General features: G+C 66.9%; 25 protein-coding genes. 16 read left to right on the forward strand and 9 right to left on the reverse strand.

All coding sequences use genetic code 11. The annotated features are described in order from the left end of the window. From GH737_RS05180 to GH737_RS05210, 8 genes are all read left to right on the forward strand, one after another. Positions 1-400 (forward strand): DNA-packaging protein (locus GH737_RS05180; RefSeq protein WP_196232992.1); only part of this gene is annotated, 400 nt, incomplete at its 5' end. A 75-nt stretch (positions 401-475) separates the two neighbouring features. After that, on the forward strand, positions 476-1,570 hold the full coding sequence (locus GH737_RS05185) for a fatty acid desaturase family protein (protein WP_155263792.1): 1,095 nt from the start codon (positions 476-478) through the stop codon (positions 1,568-1,570). 16 nt (positions 1,571-1,586) lie between these two features. Beyond that, entirely contained in the window at positions 1,587-1,757 is a 171-nt protein-coding gene (locus GH737_RS15160) for a CopG family transcriptional regulator (RefSeq protein WP_196232993.1), read from the forward strand. A gap of 10 nt (positions 1,758-1,767) precedes the next feature. Continuing rightward, a complete protein-coding gene (locus GH737_RS05190; RefSeq protein ID WP_230558637.1) occupies positions 1,768-2,046 on the forward strand; it encodes a type II toxin-antitoxin system RelE/ParE family toxin in 279 nt (92 codons plus the stop codon). Between the two features lie 145 nt (positions 2,047-2,191). Next, positions 2,192-2,611, forward strand: a complete 420-nt coding sequence (gene rplQ, locus GH737_RS05195) for a 50S ribosomal protein L17 (RefSeq protein WP_155263794.1) — start codon at positions 2,192-2,194, stop codon at positions 2,609-2,611. 86 nt (positions 2,612-2,697) lie between these two features. Then, complete coding sequence (locus GH737_RS05200; protein WP_155263795.1) at positions 2,698-4,881, forward strand: prolyl oligopeptidase family serine peptidase; 2,184 nt, start codon at positions 2,698-2,700, stop codon at positions 4,879-4,881. Positions 4,882-5,011: 130 nt separating this feature from the next. Then, on the forward strand, positions 5,012-5,203 hold the full coding sequence (locus GH737_RS05205) for a hypothetical protein (protein WP_155263796.1): 192 nt from the start codon (positions 5,012-5,014) through the stop codon (positions 5,201-5,203). A 124-nt stretch (positions 5,204-5,327) separates the two neighbouring features. After that, the gene (locus tag GH737_RS05210) at positions 5,328-5,924 is read left to right on the forward strand and encodes a hypothetical protein (RefSeq protein WP_155263797.1); all 597 of its coding nucleotides are present in this window, start codon (positions 5,328-5,330) and stop codon (positions 5,922-5,924) included. Between the two features lie 85 nt (positions 5,925-6,009). Here the strand turns inward: GH737_RS05210 and GH737_RS05215 are convergent, their stop codons facing one another. Further along, positions 6,010-6,564: a c-type cytochrome gene (locus GH737_RS05215; protein WP_155263798.1), complete on the reverse strand. Its 555-nt coding sequence runs from the start codon at positions 6,562-6,564 to the stop codon at positions 6,010-6,012. 135 nt (positions 6,565-6,699) lie between these two features. On the opposite strand from GH737_RS05215, the gene guaA reads away from it, so the two are divergent. Both guaA and GH737_RS05225 read left to right on the forward strand, forming a co-directional pair. Further along, positions 6,700-8,259 carry a glutamine-hydrolyzing GMP synthase gene (gene guaA / locus GH737_RS05220; protein WP_155263799.1) on the forward strand — a complete coding sequence of 520 codons (1,560 nt, stop codon included), beginning with the start codon at positions 6,700-6,702 and terminating at the stop codon, positions 8,257-8,259. A gap of 96 nt (positions 8,260-8,355) precedes the next feature. Continuing rightward, complete coding sequence (locus tag GH737_RS05225; RefSeq protein WP_230558638.1) at positions 8,356-8,928, forward strand: L,D-transpeptidase family protein; 573 nt, start codon at positions 8,356-8,358, stop codon at positions 8,926-8,928. Positions 8,929-8,999: 71 nt separating this feature from the next. Here GH737_RS05225 and GH737_RS05230 read toward each other — a convergent pair whose 3' ends face one another. From GH737_RS05230 to GH737_RS05245, 4 genes are all read right to left on the reverse strand, one after another. Then, complete coding sequence (locus GH737_RS05230; RefSeq protein ID WP_155263800.1) at positions 9,000-9,623, reverse strand: hypothetical protein; 624 nt, start codon at positions 9,621-9,623, stop codon at positions 9,000-9,002. 125 nt (positions 9,624-9,748) lie between these two features. Next, positions 9,749-11,122, reverse strand: coding sequence for a sensor histidine kinase (locus GH737_RS05235; RefSeq protein WP_155263801.1), 1,374 nt, complete (start codon positions 11,120-11,122; stop codon positions 9,749-9,751). Continuing rightward, on the reverse strand, positions 11,119-11,802 hold the full coding sequence (locus GH737_RS05240; RefSeq protein ID WP_155263802.1) for a response regulator transcription factor: 684 nt from the start codon (positions 11,800-11,802) through the stop codon (positions 11,119-11,121). The genes GH737_RS05235 and GH737_RS05240 overlap by 4 nt, the downstream gene beginning before the upstream one ends. 101 nt (positions 11,803-11,903) lie before the next feature. Continuing rightward, positions 11,904-12,179 carry a hypothetical protein gene (locus GH737_RS05245; protein WP_155263803.1) on the reverse strand — a complete coding sequence of 92 codons (276 nt, stop codon included), beginning with the start codon at positions 12,177-12,179 and terminating at the stop codon, positions 11,904-11,906. Between the two features lie 156 nt (positions 12,180-12,335). Here GH737_RS05245 and GH737_RS05250 point away from each other — a divergent pair, with 156 nt between their 5' ends. From GH737_RS05250 to GH737_RS05275, 6 genes are all read left to right on the forward strand, one after another. Beyond that, positions 12,336-12,773, forward strand: coding sequence for an RrF2 family transcriptional regulator (locus GH737_RS05250; RefSeq protein WP_155263804.1), 438 nt, complete (start codon positions 12,336-12,338; stop codon positions 12,771-12,773). Between the two features lie 47 nt (positions 12,774-12,820). Further along, positions 12,821-13,708, forward strand: coding sequence for a 3-methyl-2-oxobutanoate hydroxymethyltransferase (gene panB, locus GH737_RS05255; RefSeq protein WP_155263805.1), 888 nt, complete (start codon positions 12,821-12,823; stop codon positions 13,706-13,708). A gap of 135 nt (positions 13,709-13,843) precedes the next feature. Beyond that, the gene (locus GH737_RS05260; protein WP_155263806.1) at positions 13,844-14,542 is read left to right on the forward strand and encodes a tetratricopeptide repeat protein; all 699 of its coding nucleotides are present in this window, start codon (positions 13,844-13,846) and stop codon (positions 14,540-14,542) included. A 7-nt stretch (positions 14,543-14,549) separates the two neighbouring features. Then, complete coding sequence (locus tag GH737_RS05265; RefSeq protein ID WP_155263807.1) at positions 14,550-15,881, forward strand: PQQ-like beta-propeller repeat protein; 1,332 nt, start codon at positions 14,550-14,552, stop codon at positions 15,879-15,881. A gap of 84 nt (positions 15,882-15,965) precedes the next feature. Further along, positions 15,966-17,330 carry a ribosome biogenesis GTPase Der gene (gene der, locus GH737_RS05270; protein ID WP_155263808.1) on the forward strand — a complete coding sequence of 455 codons (1,365 nt, stop codon included), beginning with the start codon at positions 15,966-15,968 and terminating at the stop codon, positions 17,328-17,330. 77 nt (positions 17,331-17,407) lie between these two features. Beyond that, on the forward strand, positions 17,408-17,842 hold the full coding sequence (locus tag GH737_RS05275; RefSeq protein ID WP_196232994.1) for an Hpt domain-containing protein: 435 nt from the start codon (positions 17,408-17,410) through the stop codon (positions 17,840-17,842). Positions 17,843-17,955: 113 nt separating this feature from the next. Here the strand turns inward: GH737_RS05275 and bfr are convergent, their stop codons facing one another. The 4 genes from bfr to GH737_RS15165 form a co-directional block, all read right to left on the reverse strand. Further along, positions 17,956-18,435 (reverse strand): bacterioferritin, encoded by a 480-nt coding sequence (bfr, locus tag GH737_RS05280; RefSeq protein WP_155263809.1) that lies wholly within the window; start codon positions 18,433-18,435, stop codon positions 17,956-17,958. A 57-nt stretch (positions 18,436-18,492) separates the two neighbouring features. Next, positions 18,493-18,684, reverse strand: a complete 192-nt coding sequence (locus GH737_RS05285; RefSeq protein ID WP_155263810.1) for a (2Fe-2S)-binding protein — start codon at positions 18,682-18,684, stop codon at positions 18,493-18,495. A gap of 62 nt (positions 18,685-18,746) precedes the next feature. After that, positions 18,747-20,969 carry a phosphoribosylformylglycinamidine synthase subunit PurL gene (gene purL, locus GH737_RS05290; RefSeq protein ID WP_155263811.1) on the reverse strand — a complete coding sequence of 741 codons (2,223 nt, stop codon included), beginning with the start codon at positions 20,967-20,969 and terminating at the stop codon, positions 18,747-18,749. A 151-nt stretch (positions 20,970-21,120) separates the two neighbouring features. Continuing rightward, the coding region (locus tag GH737_RS15165) for a hypothetical protein (RefSeq protein WP_196232995.1) at positions 21,121-21,970 on the reverse strand (850 nt) is incomplete at its 5' end.

The raw sequence follows: 21,970 nt of genomic DNA on the forward strand, positions 1-21,970 counted from the left end.
GCTGGCGGATTGCAGCGTCAGCGGGTTGCGGCCCGAAGGCTGGGCGCGGCGCGTCGCGGCGGCGGCGGAGAGCTGGGCCGCGGACCGGGTGATCGCGGAAGCCAACAATGGCGGGGAAATGGTGGACGCGGTGCTGAAGACGGTCGCGCCGGCGTTGCCGCTGCGGCTGGTGCACGCGGGCCGCGGCAAGGGCGCCCGCGCGGAGCCGGTGGCGGCCGCGTTCGAGGCGGGGCGGTGCCTGCTGGCGGGCTGCTTCCCCGAACTCGAGGACGAGCTGTGCGCGCTGACGGCGCACGGATTCGTCGGCGACGGGTCGCCGGACCGCGCCGACGCGATGGTGTGGGCGCTGAGCGAGCTGGTGTTGACCGCGCCTGGAGTACCGCGGGTGCGACGGATCTAAGGTTCACTCTCAAGCGCCGGTTAAGGTTGGAACGCCCAATTGGCGCCACTATCTCCTGACAAAGCCAAGACAATCATGAGCGAAGCCGTCATCCTCGAGCGCACCAGCGTCGCTGCCCCCGCGCAGCGCGAACCGGCGCGCGCGCTGGACGACGCGGCGATGCTCAAGGCGGCCGCGAAGCTGACGCGCGACCTCAACGTGCCGAACGCGCGGATTTATTGGGCCGACATGCTCGGCTCGGCGCTGCTCGGCTATGCGGCGCTGTTCGCGGCGATGGCCTTGCGGCCGGCGTGGCTGGCGGTCGGTTGCGGGCTGGTCGCGGTGCTCGCGCTGTACCGCGCCGGTTCTTTCATCCACGAGCTGACCCACATCAAGAAAGGCGCCGTCAAAGGCTTCCGCTTCACGTGGAACCTGATCGTCGGCGTGCCGCTGCTGGTGCCGAGCTTCATGTACGAAGGGGTGCACAACCAGCACCACGCCAAGCGCTATTACGGTACCGTCGACGACCCCGAATATCTTCCGCTGGCGCTGATGCACCCGTGGACTCTGCCGCTGTTCCTTATCGCCGCCGCGCTGGCGCCGTTCGGGATGCTGATCCGTTTCGGAATCCTTGCCCCGCTGTCGCTGCTGTCGCCGAGGCTTCGGAGCGTCGTTGTCGGCCGCTACTCCGGCCTGCAAATCAATCCGAAGTTCGTTCGTCCGAAGCCCGAAGGCGAGTTCGCGCGCGACTGGGCGTGGCAGGAGGCGGCGGCGAGCGTGTGGGCGATCGCGCTCTTGGCGATGGTCGCGACCGGCGTGATCCCGCTGCGCGCCTTCCTGATCTTTCTCGGCGTGTCCGCGGGAGTGATGTTCCTCAACCAGGTGCGCACGCTGGTCGCGCATCTGTGGGAGAATGACGGCGAGCCGATGAGCGTCACGGCGCAGTTCCTCGACAGCGTCAACGTCCCTCCGCCGGGCACGCTGCCTGCGCTGTGGGCGCCGGTGGGCCTGCGCTACCACGCGCTGCACCACCTGCTTCCGGGCCTGCCCTATCACGCGCTCGGGGAGGCGCACCGGCGGCTGTGCAGCGAGCTGGAAAGCGGCTCGGTCTACCACGCCTCGAGCCATCGCGGGCTGTCGCCGCTGGTGGTACGGCTTGCCGCGAGCACGTGGCGCGGACGGCATGAGTGATGATATGGAGCCGTCCATGAAGCATGAGCGGTCGATCTTCGACGATCCGGAAGCGGAAGCTGCGTCCGAAGCACGCGCAGAAGCGGATGTTCGCGAGGGACGCTTGATCAGCAACGAAGCAGTGATGCGATGGCTGAAGGCTTGGATTTCAGGCGAGCGGCTGCCCAGGCCCAAAGTCGGCGATTAGCTTGCGGCGAGTGGTGTGGACCGATGCAGCGGTCGAGAACCTGGAAAGCATCGTTGCATATGTCGCATGCTTCAATGAGGCTGCTGCCGTACGTCTTGCCGAGCGATTGCTCGACTTGGGCGAAAGCCTCGCCGAGTTTTCGGAGCGTGGGCGGGATATTGGCGGCGGTCGCCGCGAAATGACGATCGTTCTACCCTACGTTCTGCGTTACCGTGTCGACGGCGACCACGTGACGATTTTGCGATCGCGGCATGGTGCACGGAAGCCGGACGACCGATCGTCTTCTTGACTAGCCGCCGGATTTCCGCTTGAGGGTTCGGCGTCCGGCGGGCTGCTGAGCTCGCCGTTTCCATTTGGGCAGAGCGCAGCCGCCCCAAGAGCTGCGTGGCCGGGTCTACCTCGTACGGGACCCCGACGAACGAAAGGAATGACCCATGCGCCATCGTGTTGGCGGACGTAAGCTTCAGCGCACCTCGAGCCACCGTGCAGCCTTGTTCCGCAACATGGCGGCCGCGCTCATCAAGCACGAGCAGATCACCACCACCCTCGCCAAGGCGAAGGAGCTTCGCCCCTATGTCGAGAAGCTGATCACGCTCGCCAAGCACGGCGGCCTGTCGAACCGCCGGCTCGCCCAGTCGCGGCTGATGGACGAGACCCAGCTCGCCAAGCTGTTCGACGTGCTTGCACCCCGCTACGCGAGCCGCGAGGGCGGCTACACGCGCGTCATCAAGGCCGGCATCCGCATGTCGGACGCGGCGCCGATCGCGGTCATCGAACTGGTCGACCGAGACGTCTCGGCCAAGGGCCAGGACTCGGGTCCGGTGATGAGCGAGGAAGAGTTCGAAGCGGCCTGACCGTTCGTCGAACACATCCTTGAGAAACAACGGGCGCGGCTGCTAGCGGGCAGCCGCGCCTTTTGTTTTTCGGGGAGGGAGTTTTCATGCGCCGGAGGTTGTTTGTCGTCTCGTTGCTCGCCACTTCGGGGCTCGTGAGTAGCGATGCATTTGCGGCGCAGACGCCGCCACCCCCTGCGAGGATCGGCCTCGATGCGACGGCCAATGCTGCGCAGCCAAGCTTGGCCTATCCGGTCAGCCGCCGCGGCGACGTGGTCGAGGACCATTTCGGGGTGAAGATCGCCGACCCGTACCGCTGGCTCGAGAACGACGTCCGCACCGACGCCGAGGTCAAGAACTGGGTCGATTCCGAGAACAACGTCACCAACGCGTTCCTGTCGACCCTGCCCGGGCGCAAGGCGCTTGAGCAACGCATCACCGAGCTCTACAATTACGAACGCTTCGCCGCGCCCGACAAGAAGGGCGGACGCTACTTCTACACGCACAATACGGGCTTGCAGAACCAGTCGGTCCTGTTCGTGCGCGACAAGGTCGACGGCGAAGGGCGCGTGCTGATCGACCCCAATCCGTGGTCGAAGGACGGCGCGACGGCGCTCGCCGAATGGCAGCCCAACGAGCAGGGCACGAAGCTCCTTTATGCGATCCAGGACGGCGGCACCGACTGGCGCACGCTCAAGGTCCGCGACGTCACGACCGGCAAGGACCTGGCCGACGAAATCAAATGGGTGAAATTTTCCGGCCTCAGCTGGGCCAAGGACGGAAGCGGCTTTTATTACTCGCGCTTCGCCGAGCCGAAGGGCGCCAAGTACCAGTCCCTCAACGAAAACCAGCAAATCTATTTCCACAAGCTCGGCACCGCGCAGTCGGCGGACAGGCTGATGTTCGCGACGCCGAACAAGCCCGAGCTCAACAACACTGCCGAGGTCAGCGACGATGGCCGCTGGCTCGTGATCAGTTCGTCGAGTGGAACCGACCCGCGCTACGAAGTGACGCTTGTCGACCTCAAGAACCCCAAGGCGAAGCCGCGCGTGCTCGTCCCCGGCTTCGAGCATAATTACAGCTACGTCGGAAACCGCGGGTCGAGCTTCTATTTCATCACCGACGACGGCGCGCCCAAGCAAAGGATCGTGACGCTCGACGTCGCGCAGTCGAATCCGAAGGCGAAGACCGTCATTCCGGAAGACGAAGCGACCCTCGACGGCGCGAGCCTGGTCGGCGGCAAGCTCGTTGCTTCCTATCTTGCGGACGCCAAGACCGAGGTCCGGGTCTATTCGCCGGCGGGTGCGCTGACGCGCAAGGTCGAGCTTCCGGGCATCGGCACCGCGGGAGGGTTCGGCGGCGAGTTCGACGATCCGGAAACCTTCTTCGCCTTTGCCAGCTTCAACCGTCCGACGACCGTCTACCGCTACAATGTCGCGACCGGCGAGGAGAGCGTCTGGGCGGCGCCGAAGCTCGCCTTCAACCCCGACGACTATAAGGTCGAGCAGCGATTCTACACCTCGAAGGACGGCACCCGCGTGCCGATGTTCGTCGTCCGCAAGGCGAGCGTCACCGGCCCCGCGCCGACCTTGCTTTACGGTTACGGCGGGTTCGATGTTTCGCTGACGCCGAGCTATTCGGCTACGCGGCTCGCGTGGCTCGAGAAGGGCGGCGCCTATGCGGTCGCGAACATCCGCGGCGGCGGCGAATATGGCAAGGCATGGCACGACGCCGGGCGGCTCGAGCACAAGCAGAACGTGTTCGACGATTTTATCGCCGCGGGCGAATATCTGAAGAAGACAGGCATCACTTCGCCGGACGGGTTGGCGATCGAAGGCGGGTCGAACGGCGGGCTGCTGGTCGGCGCGGTCGTCAACCAGCGGCCGGACCTCATCGATGCCGCGCACGCGGCGGTCGGGGTCATGGACATGCTGCGCTTCGACCAGTTCACCGCCGGCCGCTACTGGGTCGACGACTACGGCTATCCGTCGAAGGAAGCCGACTTCAGGACTTTGCTCGCCTATTCGCCCTATCACAACATCAAGCCCGGCGTTCACTATCCGCCGGTACTGGTGACGACCGCCGACACCGACGACCGCGTCGTCCCCGGGCATAGCTTCAAATATACCGCCGCGCTGCAGGCGGCCGACCCGGGCGGCGCGCCGCACCTGATCCGGATCGAGACCCGCGCCGGCCACGGCTCGGGCAAACCCACCAGCAAGATCATCGAGGAAGCGTCCGACGTACTGGCGTTCCTCGGTCATTTCACCGGGCTCGATCTGGGCGAGTGACTTCAGCCTCGCCGATGTAAAGGGGCTCTGACGTTGGGCCAGTAAACGCTCGTGCCTAATCGTTCGTTAGTCTCGCGCCCGGTGGATAAGTGATACAAGGGCTGCGCCACATTCGGGGGATGGCGGGGGGATGTCTTACTATCGCCTCTACTATTTCGACCGCTTCAGCGGCCACATCGACCATTTCCGCGAGTTCGAGGCGGCGGACGATGGCGCGGCGCTCGCGCTCGCCGTGCGCTGGAGCGATGGGCGCGCGATGGAGCTGTGGAACCGCGAGCGGCGCCTGAGGCAATGGGAGAGCGTCGGTCCTGCGGCCGGATAAGTCACTGACGAAGCTGGTGAACGGCAGCCAACGACCGGTTCAGAACCGGTGCAGCGGCGTAATGAGACTAGCCGATACAGGCCGCCGTGCGTTTGGCCGGCGGGTCGAGTTGAGGAGTCAGGCCATGAAGGCGATCACGAAGTTGTTGGCAGGCGGCGTCGCGATTGCCGCGCTGGCCGGCGCCGCACCCGCGGCGGCGCAATATTATCCGGGTTACGGCAGTCCGTACGCGCCGACCGCACCCTATGCCCCGGGCGTTCCGTACGGCATGAACCCCTATTCGCCGGGCGTGAACCGGCAGGCGGTCATCAGCCAGTGCGCCAACGCCGTCCAGGCGCGGCTCGGCGGCGGCTTCGGCCAGTACGGCTACAATCAGCAGTACGGCTACGGCGGGGCCTACGGGCAGCAATATGGCTACGGGCAGGCGCAGGGCTATGGCGGCGGCCGGGTGCTCGGCATCAGCCGGGTCGAGCAGCGCGAAAATGGCGGCCTGGTGGTCCGCGGAGTCGCGAGCAGCGGCCGCTATGGCGGTTACGCCTACGGTTACGGCCAGGCGCAGGCGCAGCCCGACCTGGTGTGGAGCTGCCGCACCGACTTCCGCGGCGCGATCGTCGACATCGACGTCAATGCCGCGCAGCGGACCTACGGCGGTTCGTACCAGAATGACGGCTACACGCCGTGGACGGAGGATTATTCCCAGTACGGCTACCAGCGCTACTAGCGCTCGCGGCCGACGCCTCGCCAGGGGCAGCGGGACAGACGGGTACGGTCCGTCGGTCCGGGCCCCTGGCGGGCGGATCCTCGCCTTAGGCCGCGGGGGCTTGCGCCGGCGCTTTGGCCGGAGGTGCCACCGTCAGGTACGGCTGTGGTGCCATTTCCTTGCTCGACGGCCCCGGCACCACGTGCGGCGAGGGCGGGAGCGATTTGAGATAAGCGGCCAGCGCCGCCGCGTCCTCGTCCGTCAGGTGCGAATATGCGTGCCAGGGCATGGCCGGCGACAGGATGCGGCCATCCGGCCGGCGGCCGGTACGAACCGCGGTGACGATGTCCCGTTCGCTCCACTTGCCGATGCCGGCGTCGGGATGCGGGGTGAGATTGGGCGGGTAGAAGACGCCCATTCCCGGAACTTCGAAGCCGATCGTCCCGCCCTGGAGATGACCTTCCTCCGGCTTGGGACTGAACGAGCCGATGTTGTGGCAGCCGCTGCAGTCCATGATCGAAGCGAGATACTGGCCGCGTTCGACGGATAGCTTGGCGATGGCACCCGGGTTTGCATCGGCCTGTGCGGAATCCGGGCCGGCACGGTTGCAGGCGCCGGTGAGAAGAAGCGCGGACAGGATGGCGAGATTGCGCGAGATCATCAGCGTTCCCCCTGCGAGTCGATCGGTCGGGCAGCGCCATTGCTGCCCAAAGCACGGCCCGACTTCAAGTGCCGTCGGGCTGCTGCTCGCGGCCACGCAACTTTACTCTCGCGCGAGAAGCTCTATCCGCGCGCCATGACGGTCCAGCCTACCCACTCCATCCTCGTCGTCGACTTCGGAAGCCAGGTCACGCAGCTGATCGCGCGGCGGGTGCGCGAGGCGGGGGTCTATTGCGAGATCGCGCCGTTCAACGCGGCCGCGGAAGCGTTCGAGCGGCTCCAGCCGAAGGGAGTCATCTTCTCGGGCGGGCCGGCGTCGGTGATGGAAGCGGAGAGCCCGCGCGCGCCGCAGCTGCTGTTCGACAGCGGCGTTCCGCTGCTCGGCATCTGCTACGGCCAGCAGACGCTTCACCAGCAGCTCGGCGGCACGGTCGTCTCCTCCGACCAGCGCGAGTTCGGCCGCGCGTTCATCGAGATCGTCGCGCCGAGCGCCTTGTTCGATGGCTTGTGGGAGGTCGGCGAGAAGCACCAGGTGTGGATGAGCCACGGCGACCGGGTGGAGACGCTCGCGCCGGGGTTCGAGGTCGTTGCCGCGTCCGAAGGCGCGCCGTTCGCCATCGCGACGGACGAAGACGCAAAGCGCTACAGCCTGATGTTCCACCCCGAAGTCGTCCACACGCCCGACGGCGGCAAGCTGCTCGCCAATTTCGTGCGCCACGTGTGCGGCTGCAGCGGCGACTGGACCATGGCCAGCTTCCGCGACGCCAAGATCGCGGACATTCGCGAGCAGGTCGGTGACGGGCGCGTGATTTGCGGGCTCTCGGGCGGGGTCGACAGCGCGGTCGCCGCGGTGCTGATCCACGAAGCGATCGGGGAACAGCTGACCTGCGTATTCGTCGACCACGGCCTGATGCGGCTTGGCGAGGCGGAGCAGGTCGTGAGCCTGTTCCGGGGCAGCTACAACATCCCGCTGGTGCACGTCGATGCGAGCGACGATTTCCTCGGCGGCCTCGCGGGGGTCACGGACCCCGAGAAGAAGCGCAAGTTCATCGGCTCCGAGTTCATCAACGTGTTCGAGGCCGAGGCGACGAAGATCGGCGGCGCCGACTTCCTCGCGCAGGGCACGCTCTACCCCGACGTGATCGAGAGCGTCAGCTTCACCGGCGGACCGTCGGTGACGATCAAGAGCCACCACAATGTCGGCGGTCTGCCCGAGCGGATGAACATGAAGCTGGTCGAACCGCTGCGCGAATTGTTCAAGGACGAGGTTCGGGCGCTCGGGCGCGAGCTCGGGCTGCCCGAAGCCTTCGTCCAGCGCCACCCCTTCCCGGGACCGGGCCTCGCCATCCGGATCCCCGGCGAGGTCACGCGCGAGAAGTGCGACATCCTGAGGAAGGCCGATTCGATCTACCTCGAGGAGATCCGCAACGCCGGCCTGTACGACGCGATCTGGCAGGCGTTCGCGGTGCTGCTGCCGGTGCGCACGGTCGGCGTGATGGGCGATTACCGGACCTACGACTACGTCTGCGCGCTTCGGGCGGTGACCAGCGTCGACGGGATGACGGCCGACATCTATCCCTTCGCGCCCGAGTTCCTGAGCCGCGTCGCGACGCGGATCGTCAACGAAGTCAACGGCATCAACCGCGTCGTCTACGATTATACCTCGAAGCCGCCGGGCACGATCGAGTGGGAATGAGCGGTTAACCGCTAACCTGCTGTTTACCACAGGATTGACGCTGACTGCGCGTTGGGCTGTTCAGGCAGCCGCATATTCAGCGTGGGCGTGGCGACGATGAAGAAGTGGACGATCGCAGCGGCAGCCGTGGCCTTGCTGGCCGGCTGCTCGAGAACACCGGCTCCGCAAATCGCCCAGGCGCCGCACGCGCCCAAGCCGGTCGCCGAGGTGCCGTACCTGTGGACGCTCGGCAACGCACCGAAGGCGCACAAGGACATGGTCGCCGCCTTCGGCCGCGTCGGCCTCAAGCCGGGCGAATATCTGTGGGCGAGCGCGGTCCCCGCCGACGGGGACGCGCGCGTGGTCATCGACCGGCTGACGCAGATGGCCTACGCCTACAAGGGCGAGCGGCTGGTCGGCGCAGCAAGCGTATCGACCGCGAAGAAGGGTCACATCACGCCGCTCGGCGAATGGAAAATCCTCGAGAAAAGACCGTTCTACCGGTCGAAGAAATACGACAACGCGCCGATGCCGTGGATGGAGCGCATCGACGAATATGGAATCGCGATGCACGGCGGCGCGAACCCCGGCTACCCTGCGAGCCACGGCTGCATCCGGATGCCGATGAAATTCGCCGAGAAGCTCTACAAGCTGACCAGGGTCGGGTCCGACGTGATCATCGAGGGCTAGGGCCCTCACCCCCGCTGCTCGCGCCGATCCACCCTCTCCCGCAAGCGGGAGAGGGCTGGAATGCAGGTTCCTTAACGCTGCTTGTTGCCGCGGCCGATGATCGTGTTCGCCGAATTGTTGGTGCCCAGCGTCGCGGCGTCGATCGGGCTCGGCGTGTTAGCGTCGTCGGCGAGCGCGCGCTCGTGCGTCAGCTCGAGCTCGCCGGCGTCGGCGGCGGTCGCCTTCGTTCCGTTGTCGCGTTGCCCGCGGTTCTGGCGCCAGTTGTCGAAATCGCGATGGAACTGCTGTTCGCACTCGCGGCAATATTCCTCGTAATCGCGGTCGAGCTCGCTCATGTGCCGCTCGCGCCAGCTGCGGTAATGGTCGTCCGGGTGGGCGCTGGGGCGGTGCTGGCCTGACCAGTCCTGCGCCTGGCGATTGTAGCTGTCGGCGCGGCCGCGCTGCTCGGGCCAGCGGTCCTGCGGCCAGCGTTGCTCCCGATCTTGTTGCCAGCTGCGCTCGGAGGGATCGTTGCGATCTCCGGCGAACGCGAACCCGCGGCCCACGCCGCGATCATCCCGATCGCGGGCTTCGCGCCAGCCGCGAACTCGATTGTCGTCGCCGCGCTGCATTCGGCCGCGATCGCTGTCGCTTTCGCGGTCGGGGTCGATCTCGCCATGGGTTCCGTAGCCGTCGCCAAGATAGCCGTGCGCCATGTCCAATCCTCCTTTGCTCGTTGAATTTCGGGGCGTTGGCCCTTGCGGGACTCAACGAACGGCACCAGTGTTCGGATGCGCGTCCGGGCGGCGCTCTGCGTGGCTGAACGCAGCCGCAGGTGCGTTCAGCGCGGCGGCTGAGCCGGGAGTTGAAGTGTCGTGAGAAGGCCCGGGCGGTTGTCGTCCAGCAGCAGCTGGCCGCCGTGGAGATGGGCAATCGACTGGACGAGCGCGAGCCCGAGCCCGGCACCTTCGTCGGAGCGGCTGGAATCGAGGCGCCCGAAGCGGCGCAGCGCTTCCTCGCGTCGGTCCTGCGGGATTCCAGGCCCGCGGTCGGCGACCTGGATACGGACGCCTTTGTCGACGGGAATGACGCGAACCACGATTTCCCGGCCTACCGCGCCGTAACGCACTGCATTTTCGAGCAGGTTGCTGAGCGCCTGGGCGAGCAGCTGGCGATGGCCGAACAGCGGAACCGCCGCGTCGGGCCGTTCGAACCGCAGGGTGGCGCCCCTTTCGTCCGCCAGCGGGTCGTACATTTCGGCAAGCTCCGCGGCCAGCTCGCGCACGTCGAACCAGGCGAACTGGTTGCGGCTCGTCAGCGCCTCCGAGCGGCTGATCTCGAGGACGGTCGTGAGAATCCGGATCAGCGCATCGGCATTGCGCACCACGCTGGCCAGCAACTCCTCCTGCTCCGCGGGATCGGTCGCGGAAGCGGCGGCTTGCGCCGCGGCGCGCAGGCGGCTTGCCGGGGAGCGCAAATCGTGCGCGAGCGAATCCGTCAGCAGCCGAAGTTCCTCCATCAGCGTGCTGATTCGGTCGAGCATCGCATTGATCTGCTGCCCCAGGCGGTCGAACGAATCGCCCGCGCCCGACAACGGCACGCGCTGGCTGAGGTCGCGGGCGCCGATGCGGTCCGCGACCGCGGAGATATTGGCGATCCGGCGCGACACATAATGGGCGAGCACGACACCGCACAGAAGGCCGAGCAGGGCCGCGACGATCAGCGACAGCAGCAGCGAGCGCTCGAGCGTTGCGCGGAATGCGAGCCCCTCGCCGACGAGGCGGCCGCTGACCAGCCACTGACCGCCGCTCAATCGCCTGAGGACGATCTGCGCCTGGTGTGGGGTCGGTTGACCGCTGAGACGGATGATCGCGTTGCGAAATCCTTCCTGCAGCGCTTCGGCCGGCAGCGGTCCGGCAAGATTGCCCGCGAGCTGCCGTCCGCGGCCGTCGAGCAGCGCGACAGCGGTCTGCGGGTCGGCGTAGGTCAGGGTGTCGGCGATGGCCTGGTCGAGCGCCGGCTTGCCGCCGCTGCGATAGACGTCGGTCAGGACCCTCGACTGCTCGGCGACCTGGCGGTGCAGGCTGGCCACCGCCTCGTCGTGCGTGCGCACGTAGATGAAGCCGATCACCGCCAGGCTCGAGAGCAATGCGAGCAATCCCGCGAGCAGCGCGATCCTGAGGGTAGTCGGCACGCGGTGCCTGTACCGCGTCAAGCGGTCAGCATGTAGCCCGCGCCTCTCACGGTCTGGAGCAGCGGCTTCTCAAAGCCTTCGTCGAGCTTTCGCCGAAGGCGGCTGACATGGACGTCGATGACGTTGGTCCCGGGATCGAAATGATAGTCCCAGACCTGCTCGAGCAGCATGGTCCGGGTGACGACGCGGCCTTCGTTGCGCGCGAAATATTCGAGCAGGAGATATTCGCGCGGTTTGAGGTCGAGCTTGCGCCCGGCGCGTTTCACCGTCCGCGAAAGCGGATCGATCTCGAGATCCCCGACGCTCAGCCGGTGATCGGGCTGGCCGACGCGGGATTCGCGCCTGCGCAGCAGCGCATTCACGCGCGCGTTGAGCTCGGCGAACGAAAAGGGTTTCACGAGATAATCGTCGGAGCCGCATTCGAGTCCCTCGATCCGGTCTCCCACGGAGGCGAGGGCCGAGAGGACCAGGACCGGAGTTTCGATGCCCGCCGCGCGCAGCGCGCGAAGCACGGAGAGGCCGTCGAGGACGGGGAGCATGCGGTCGAGGACGATGAGGTCGAAGCTGCCGTCGGTAGCGCGGAACAGCCCGTCCTGGCCGTTGTCCGCCTGCTCGACGCTGTGCCCTTCCTGCGTGAGCCCTTTCGCGAGGTAGGACGCGGTCTCGCGATCGTCCTCGACCAGCAGAATCTTGCGGCCCATCGCGCTTGGCTCCGTCGCGTTTCGTTCGGTCACCATAGCCGCTCCGCACGGCGCCGGGGAGGGAGTCTGGCCGGAAGCGCCGTGCGGAGGTCCGGTCGAAGCTATTTGGTGGCGGGCGCCGAAGCCTTCTTCCTGGCCGAGGCGGTCTTGTGCATCGCTGTCGCGTGGCTCTTGCCCGCATGATGCTTGCCGGCCGCGTTCCTGATGACGGTCGTCTTCGCCGTCGTGGTATTGCCCTTGGTCGACACCGTCGTGGTCGCCTTTTCGGTCGGCGACTTGGTGGTCACCGTCTTGGTCGAGGGCGACGCTTTCGCCACTGCGATCGCGGGCGTGGCAATCATCGCCAGCGCCGCGATCGAGCTGATCAGTCTTTTCATTCGAGCCTCCTCGTATCGGCGCCCGGGGGCGCCGGTGAGGAGCTGATATGCGGGGGCGAGTCTCCGCGCCGTTTCAGGGCCATTAAAGCTTGTTCATGGGCTGCACTGCCGAACGCTTTGCGTCGAGCCGGGCAGGCGGCTAGGCTCCGGTGAGGGATGATCGCACAGAAGACCCGTTACGCGCTTCGTTCGCTGCTTTTCCTGGCGGAGGAGCAGGGCGGCGCGCCTGTCCAGCTCGCGCGGATCGCGGAGACGCAGCGGGTCCCGCCGAAATATCTCGAGCTCATCATGCTCGACCTCAAGAAGGCCGGGCTGGTGAAGAGCGCGCGCGGCCCGAAGGGCGGCTACAGGCTCTCGCGCCCGCCGGAGCAGATCTCGTTCGGGGAGGTCGTGCGGACGATGGAGGGACCGATCGCGCTGGTTTCCTGCGCAAGCGTCAATTTCTACGCCCCGTGCGGCGATTGCCACGACGAGGCGACCTGCGCCATCCGCCGCGCCTTCACCATCCTTCGCGATCAGAGCACGGCGGTGCTCGACTCGATCTCGCTCGCCCAGGGCGCCGGCTGGGAAGAGCGGCTGGGCGGCGACAAGTAGCGCAGCCGCACTGGCGGCGCCCTCGGCTCGCGACTAGAAGTCGCGCCATGTCGACTTTCACCATGGATACCGGCACCAGCCGCGCCACACCGTCGCCGGTCCCGGGCAAGCGGACGACCGCGCCGTCGATCCGGGCGCGCAAGATCGCCGGCGAGGATGGACTGCGCACCGAGCAGCCGATCGTGATGCTGACCGCCTATACGATGCGCATGGCGCAGCTGCTCGATCCGCACTGCGACATGCTGCTGGTGGGCGACAGCCTGGGGCAGGTGATCTACGGGCTTCCGTCGACCATCCCCGTCACGCTCGAGATGATGTGCGCGCACGGCGCGGCGGTGGTGCGCGGAAGCTGGCACGCGCTGGTCGCGGTCGACATGCCGTTCGGAAGCTACGAGGCTTCGCCCGTACAGGCCTTCGAATCCGCCGCGCGGATCATGAAGGAGACCGGATGCGCCGCGGTGAAGCTCGAAGGCGGCGAGGCGATGGCGCCGACGATCGACCTGCTGACCAAGCGCGGCGTGCCGGTCATCGGCCATGTCGGCCTGACCCCGCAGGCGGTGAACGTGCTCGGCGGCTACGGAGCCCGGGGCCGAGAGGAGCATGAGGCCCAAAAGATCATCGCCGATGCCAAGGCGGTCGCCGATGCCGGCGCATTCTGCATCGTCGTCGAAGGCGTGATGGAGCAGATCGCAACCGCGGTGGCGAGGAGCGTCGCGCCGCCGGTGATCGGCATCGGCGCATCGGCCGATTGCGACGGCCAGGTGCTGGTGATCGACGACATGCTCGGAATGTTCGAGCGCACGCCGCGCTTCGTGAAGCGCTACGACGATCTCGCGGCCCGCATCGGCGAAGCCGCGCGCGCCTATGCGGAGGAAGTCCGGGCGCGTACCTTCCCGACGGCCGACCAGACCTACCGGCCGAAGCCGTCGCCCTGAGGAGGGAGGGCGAGGGGCTTTGCCTTTCGCGTCATAGCCGCTAGACGAGCCGCCGCCAGCTTCCGTTCATCCCGGGTGGGGAAGAGGAGCGACCGGCAAGAGGACCCCCGAGTAAAGCGGACTTAAGGAACGTCTTTGGCGCAGCCCCCGGACATCAGCGAAACCTTCATCAAGGAAGTCGACGAGAATCTCCGTCGCGACCGGATGAACGATTTCGTCAAGGACAACGCCGGCTGGCTCGTCGTCGCGCTGATCCTGTTCCTTGCCGCGTCGGGCGGGTTCATCTGGTACCAGCAGCACCGCGTCGCGCTCGCCGAGAAGCATGTCGAGCAGATCGCCGCGATCTACAAGGACATTAGCTCCGGCAACACCGCGAAGGTGCCGCAGCAGCTCGACGATCTGTCGCACAGCTCGAGCGAAGCGGTGCGCGCGACGGCGCTGTTCACGCGCGCCGCGTTCGCGCTACAGCAGAACGACCCGAAGCTCGCGATCGCCACCTACAAGAAGATCGGCGAGGACAGCTCGCTTCCCGACTCCTATCGCAGCGCAGCCCTGCTGCGCCGGACGGCGCTCGAGTTCGACCAGCTCCAGCCGGAGCAGGTCATCGCCAGGCTGAAGCCGCTCACCCAGGCGGGAAATCCGTGGTTCGGTTCAGCCGGCGAGATGACCGCGCTCGCGCTGGTCAAACAGGGCAAGAAGAAGGAAGCGGGGGAGCTGTTCGCGACCATCGCCAAGGACAAGAGCGTCCCGCAGTCGCTTCGCGATCGCGCGATCCAGATCGCCGGAACTCTCGGCGCCGACGCCAGCGCCGCCCTCGGACCACAGGCCCAGTAGGACAAGAATGATCAGATCCAGGAACATTCGCATCGCGCTGCTGATCGCGGCCGCGCTCGCGTCGAGCGGCTGCGGGATCTTCAAGAAGGGCAAGGTCAAGACCCCGGTGCTCGGGGAACGCATCGCCGTGCTCACCTCGGAGAACGATGCGCAGATCGACCCGGCGACCCAAGCGCTGCCGTTCAACCTTCCCGCGCCGGTCGAGAATGCGGCATGGGCGGAATCGGGCGGCAATGCGAGCAACTCGATGGGCCATCTCGCGCTCGGCAGGGCGCTCGCGCCGGCGTTTACCGTCCAGGCGGGGCGCGGCAGCAGCCTGACCGCGCGGCTCGCCGCGCCTCCGATCGTCGCCAACGGCCGCGTCTACACGATCGATACGCTCGGCGCGGTGCGTGCCTTCGATGCCCGCACGGGGTCGCAGATCTGGGCGAGCCAGACGCCCGACATCAAGGGCAATGAAGCGTCGCTTTACGGCGGCGGGATCGCTTACGACAACGGCCGGATCTTCGCCAGCAACGGCCTCGGCTATGTCGCCGCGCTGAGCGAGCAGAACGGCGGCATCCTGTGGCAGGTCCGGCCCGGCGGGCCGCTGCGCGGCGCGCCGACCGTGTCCAACGGAGCGGTCTACGTCATCAGCCAGGATAACCAGATATATTCGCTCAAGGCGGAGGACGGGTCGACCAACTGGTCGCAGCCCGCTTCGCTCGAGATTGCCGGGATCTTCGGCGCGGCGTCGCCGGCCGTCGGGCAGGGCACCGTGGTCGCCGGCTTTTCGTCGGGTGAGCTTAACGCCTACCGCTACGAGAACGGCCGGCAGGTGTGGCAGGATCAGCTGCAGCGCACCAGCATCCGCACCAGCGTCTCGTCGCTGTCCGACATCGACGCCGACCCGGTCATCGACAACGGCCAGGTGTTCGCGATCGGCGCCGGCGGGCGCATGGTCGCGCTCGATCTCAATTCGGGCCAGCGGCTGTGGGAGCTCAACATCGCCGGAATCGCGACCCCGTGGGTCGCCGGCGACTGGGTGTTCGTGGTGACCAGCGAGGCCAGGCTGCTGTGCATCTACCGCCAGAACGGCCACATCCGCTGGATCAACCAATTGCCGCAGTTCGAAAAGCCCAAGGCGAAGAAGGGCGACATCGAATATTCGGGACCGGTGCTCGCCGGTAACCGGCTGATCCTAACCTCCGCGAGTGGACAGGTCATCCAGGTCGACCCGGCAACGGGCAATTTCCAATCCCAGTTCAGCGTCGGAGACCGTGTCAGCCTGCCGCCGGTGGTCGCGGGCTCGACTTTGTACGTGCTCGACGACGCGGCGAAGCTGCACGCTTATCGGTGATGGCTGTACTCCTGCGAAGGCAGGAGCCCAGCCTCTTTCTTCTTTAGGGCTGGACCCCTGCCTTCGCAGGGGTACAGGGCGTTCATGCCTCTTCCGACCGTCGCGATCGTCGGCCGGCCCAACGTCGGCAAATCGACCCTGTTCAACCGCCTCGTCGGCAAGCGCCTGGCGCTGGTCGACGACCGTCCCGGCGTGACCCGTGACCGGCGCGAAGGCGAGGCGCGGCTGCTCGGGCTGGACTTCCGGGTGATCGACACCGCCGGCTTCGAGGACGAGGACCCGCACTCGCTCCCGGGGCGCATGCGCGCCCAGACCGAGGCCGCGGTCCGCGATGCCGACGCGGCCCTGTTCCTGGTCGATGCGCGCGAGGGCCTGACCCCGCTCGACGAGGAAATCGGGCGCTGGCTCCGGGCGGAGAGCACGCCCGTCATCCTGGTCGCGAACAAGGCCGAGGGCCGCGCCGCCGAAAGCGGGATCTTCGAGGCCTTCCGACTCGGCCTCGGCGACCCGATCGCGCTCAGTGCCGAGCATGGCGAGGGCGTCGCAGACCTGTTCGAAGCGCTTCGGCCCCACGTAGAGCGAGGGACAGTCCCCGAAAAAGAAGAGAGTGCCCCCGACGATGGCCCACTGAAGCTCGCGATCGTCGGGCGGCCCAACGCGGGCAAGTCGACTTTGGTCAACACCATGCTTGGGCAGGAGCGAATGATCACCGGCCCGGAGGCCGGGATCACCCGCGATTCGATCAGCCTCGACTGGGAATGGGAGGGCAGGGCCGTCCGCCTCGTCGACACCGCGGGGCTCAGGAAACGAGCGAAAATCGACGACAAGCTCGAGCATCTTTCCGCCGCGGACACCAAGCGCGCGCTCGATTATGCCGAGGTCGTCGTCCTTCTGCTCGACGCCACGCGCGGCCTGGAATCGCAGGACCTCAGGATCGCCAGCCAGGTCATCGAGGAAGGGCGCGCGCTGATCATCGCCGTCAACAAGTGGGACGTTGCCGAACATGCTTCGTCGCTATTCAACGGCATCAAGGAGGCGCTCAGCGAGGGGCTGGCGCAGCTTCGCGACGTGCCTTTGCTCACGGTTTCGGCGAAGACCGGCAAGGGGATCGATACGATCCTCAAGGTCGCGTTCGAGCTTCGGGACGCCTGGAGTAGCCGCGTTTCGACCGGCGAGCTCAACCGCTGGTTCGAGGCTGCGATCGAAGCGAACCCGCCGCCCGCGCCCAAGGGCAAGCGGATCAAGCTGCGCTACATCACCCAGGTGAAGACGCGCCCGCCGAGCTTCGTCGTGTTCGGCAACCGGCTCGAGGAGCTGCCGGAAAGCTACCGCCGCTACCTCCTCAATGCGATGCGGCGCGACCTCGGCCTCGGCCCTGTGCCGCTCCGTCTCGATTTCCGCGGCCGCAGCAATCCCTTCGACCGCGCCAGAGATCAGGGGCGCCGCTAAGGAGAATTTTACACTTTCGGACCTATTCGGGAACGTGGGACCACCGCCGGAGGCAACCGGCGCTCGAGGAGCTTGGAGTGACCGACGAGGCGCGGGACATCGTCGACTGGGCGCACTTCGAGAAGAGCCGCTCCGAGCTCGGGCCGGGCTTCATTCGGATCCTCAGCTATTTCAAGGAAGACGGCGTCAAGTCGATCTCTCAGATCGAAATGGCGATGCACCAGCAGAATGCGGCGGCGCTGGTGATCCCGGCGCATACGCTGAAAGGCGAGGCCCGCCAGCTCGGCGCCGAGCCGCTGGCGAAGATCGCCGAGCTGATCGAGTCAACCGCGCGATTCTGCATCGAGACTCACCGCTTCCCCGACGAACTGGTGCCTGAAGTCGTCGAGCTTCGGCGGCTGTTCGATCAGACGATCGAGCTGTTCGACAAGGCCACCAACCCGCTCATGACCCGCGCCGCGCCCGGCGGTTTCGGCCGCAAAATCAACAACCAGGGCTTCGGGCGGATTTAGCTTCTCCTAGCAGTCACGGGCTAGCACGATTGGCGGAGGGCCCGGCCCCTCCATCATTCACTCTGCGGTGAATGGTCCCCCTCCCCATTGGTTCGCAACAGGAGGAGCCGAAGTTACTCTCCCGCTTCCTCGCTCTGGAGCTGGACGTAATTCTGGATGCCCATCCGGGCGATCAGCTCGAACTGCGTCTCGAGCATGTCGACGTGATGCTCCTCGGTCGCGAGGACGTCGGTGAACAGGTCACGGCTGACGAAGTCGTTGACGCTCTCGCAATAGCGCGCGCCCTCGCGGTACATGGCCACGGCTTCGAGCTCCGCCTCCAGGTCCGCCTTCAGGATTTCCTCGACATTCTCGCCGATGCGCAGCCGGCCGAGCGCCTGGAAGTTGGGCAGGCCGTCGAGGAACAGAATTCGCTCCGCGAATCGGTCGGCGTGCTTCATCTCGTCGATGGATTCGCCGCGCTCGAACTCGGCGAGCTTCTTCACGCCCCAATTGTCGAGCATCCTGTAATGGAGCCAATACTGGTTGATCGCGGTCAGCTCGGCCTTCAACGCCTCGTTGAGCAGCTCGATTACCTTGGGATCGCCCTTCATGCCGGTCTCCGTCGCGTCGCGGAGAGGCCATGCGTCGCGCGGGGCGGCCAGGTCAAGTCAGGCGACGGCGCGCAGCTTCGGGCGCTTCGCGAGCTCTTCGTCGATCAGCTCCTGCGCATAATCGAGACAGCAGCAGCACTGCGGCTCGCAATCGAGGGTGGCGTAGGCGCGCTCGGGCGTGGTGGCTCCGGCTCGAGCGGCATCGCGAACTTCGCCTTCAGTGATCCGGTTGCAGTTGCACACGATCATGTGCGCCTATGTAGCGCTAATGCGAAACAATCGCAACTACGCAAGATTGCGTAGTCTTTCGCTCAGCACTCCGGTGTCGGCTCGCTTCCCATCAGCCTGGGGAAGAAGCCTTCGTGCGCGGTGCGGAGATCGGCGAGGCTCGCGCTGAATCCCGGGCCTTCGACGGCAGCGCCGCCGGTTTCTCCGACGCGGGCGGTGAAGATGTTCGAAGCGCTCGCCCGCGCGGCGACGGTGTCGGGGTCGCTCGTGGTCACGAGGATTCGGCCCTGGTCTTCGCCGAATACGATTGCCGCGGGATTGGCCGCGGTCGGGAGATTCAGGCGCGCGCCGATCGATCCGGCAAGCGCCATTTCGGCGATCGCGACGAGCGCCCCGCCGTCGGAAATGTCGTGGACGGCCGACACCAGTCCTGCGGCGATCAGCTGGCGGACAAGCTCGCCGAGCCGCCGCTCGCCCGCGAGATCGACCGCCGGCGGTTCGCCCTCCCTGCGGCCGTGGCAGACCTCAAGCCACAGCGACTGGCCGACGTGCCCCGTCGAATGGCCGAGCAGAAGCAGCGCTTCGCCTTCGCGCTTGAACGCGATCGTGGCGCTCTTCTGCCAATCGTCGAGGAGGCCGACGCCGCCGATCGCCGGCGTCGGAAGGATCGCGAGGCTGCTGCCGTCCTCGCTCTTCGTCTCGTTGTAGAGCGAGACGTTGCCGCTCACGACCGGGAAGTCGAGCGCCCGGCAGGCTTCGGCCATGCCCTTGAGGCAGCCGACGAACTGGCCCATGATCTCGGGCCGCTGCGGGTTGCCGAAGTTGAGGCAGTTGGTGATGGCGAGCGGCTTCGCGCCGACGGCGCAGAGATTGCGCCAGGCTTCGGCAACCGCCTGCTTGCCGCCCTCGACCGGATCGGCGTAGCAATAGCGCGGCGTGCAATCCGTGGTCATCGCCAACGCCTTGTTCGACCCGTGCACCCGCACGACCGCCGCGTCGCCGCCGGGGCGCTGCACGGTGTCGGCGCCGACCTGCTGGTCATACTGCTCCCAGATCCAGCGGCGGCTCGCGAGGTTCGGCGAGCCCATCAGCTTGATCAAATCCGCCCCGATGTCGGGGCTCTCGGGAATGTCGGTCAGCGGGTCCAGCGCTTTGGGGATGGCGTAGGGCCGTTCGTAGCAGGGCGCCTCGTCCGCGAGCGGGCCGAGCGGGATGTCGGCGACCGTTTCGCCGTTCCACACCAGCTCCATCCGGCCGCTGTCGGTGACCTCGCCGATGACGGCGAAGTCGAGCTCCCACTTGCGGAAAATCGCCTCGGCCTCGCCCTCGCGGCCGGGCTTGAGCACCATCAGCATCCGCTCCTGGCTTTCCGAGAGCATCATCTCGTACGGGGTCATGCCGGTTTCGCGGCAGGGCACCTGGTTCATGTCGAGCCGGATTCCGACGCCGCCCTTGCTCGCCATTTCGACGCTCGACGAGGTGAGGCCGGCCGCGCCCATGTCCTGGATCGCGACGATCGCGTCCGATGCCATCAGCTCGAGGCAGGCCTCGATCAGCAGTTTCTCGGTGAACGGGTCGCCGACCTGCACCGTCGGGCGCTTCTCCTCGCTGTCTTCGGAGAAGTCGGTCGAGGCCATGGTCGCGCCGTGGATTCCGTCGCGGCCGGTCTTCGACCCGACATAGACCACCGAATTGCCGATCCCCGCCGCGGCCGAATAGAAAATCTTGTCCGTCCTGGCGACGCCGACGGTCATGGCGTTGACGAGGATATTGCCGTCGTACGCGGCGTCGAAATCGACCTCGCCGCCGACGGTGGGGACTCCAACGCAATTGCCGTAGCCGCCAATGCCCGCGACCACGCCCGCGACCAGGTGCCGGGTCTTGGGATGGTCGTGTGATCCGAAGCGCAGCGCGTTGAGGTTCGCGATCGGCCGTGCGCCCATGGTGAACACGTCGCGCAGGATCCCGCCCACGCCGGTCGCCGCGCCCTGGTAGGGCTCGATGTAGCTCGGGTGGTTGTGGCTCTCCATCTTGAAGATCGCCGCGTCGCCGTCGCCGATGTCGATCACCCCGGCATTCTCGCCAGGCCCGCAGATCACCCACGGCGCCTCGGTCGGCAGGGTCTTCAAATGGACGCGCGAGCTCTTGTAGCTGCAATGCTCGGACCACATGACGGAGAAGATGCCGAGCTCCACGAGGTTCGGCTCGCGCCCGAGCGCCTTGAGGATGCGGTCATATTCCTCGTCGCTGAGCCCATGCTCGGCGACGATTTCCGGGGTGATGGGGGAAGCTTCGAGCACGTCCATGCGCGGCGCCTTAGCGGTGGCGGTGGAGGCCGTCACGCGAGTAAATCGCGTGACGTCGGACCTGTCGCGCTGTGCGCAGGCCGTCCGCGCCTCGCCGGCTCTACGCGCTCCTCCGGCGACGCTTCGCATCGGCGTCGCTGCGCTCGGCGGCTCAAATGTCGTGCCGAATGAACTTCTCGCCCGAGAAGACGAAGGTCTGCGGGCGGCCGTCGATCACATCGCCGAACGAGGCGCGCTCGGGCGACCAGCGTTCGGAACCGACACGCCACAGATTCTCGCCGATCTTTTCCATCGGCACCTCGGTGCCGAGCCACAGCCGGCCGCCGCGCTCGACGACATGCATCATCCCGAGCCACGGGCTGTCGTTGACGTAGCGCCCGGCGAGCCTGCCGAGCGCCGGGTCGGACGCCGGCAGCTGCGCCATGCTTCCGGCGCGGACGTAGCTCGCCGGGCCCCAGCTCGCCGCGGCGACGTTGCCGCCCCTGCGCTCGAACATCAGGCTGAAGGCGCGGAAGGAGCGGTGGGTGGTACGGAAAATGTCGCCGCCCCACGGCTGCAGTGCCGCCGCCTCGCCGTTGGCGACGAGAGTCAGCGGGCTTCCGCTCCTGACCTCGAACGAGCCCATCGGGCCCGTATACGTGCCGAGATAGGCCGCGGCACCCGCGAACGGCCGCTCGAGCGGGGGCGGAGCAGGAAGGGGCCGGCCGGCAGCAGCGTCGGTCAGCGCATCGACCGCGAACTGCGTCAGCAGCCGCGGCCGGTACTCGGAGAAGGCGTCGAGCGTCGAGCTGGCGAACGCGCCGACGCCGCTCGCGACATCGACGTGGAAGGACGAGGTGAAGCTCACCATTCCGCCGGTGTGGTGGAGGTAGGCGCGGGTGCCGCGGCCACCGACATGCATGATGCCGTTGCCGTAGCTCATGCCGCGGGTGTCGCTTGGCACGGCGTGGGTGGCGTAGGCCTGCGCGGCCTGCGCCGGCAGGCCCATTCCGCCGCGGCCC

Origin of the sequence: Sphingomonas segetis (assembly GCF_009720245.1) — a bacterium.
Taxonomy (GTDB): domain Bacteria; phylum Pseudomonadota; class Alphaproteobacteria; order Sphingomonadales; family Sphingomonadaceae; genus Sphingomicrobium; species Sphingomicrobium segetis.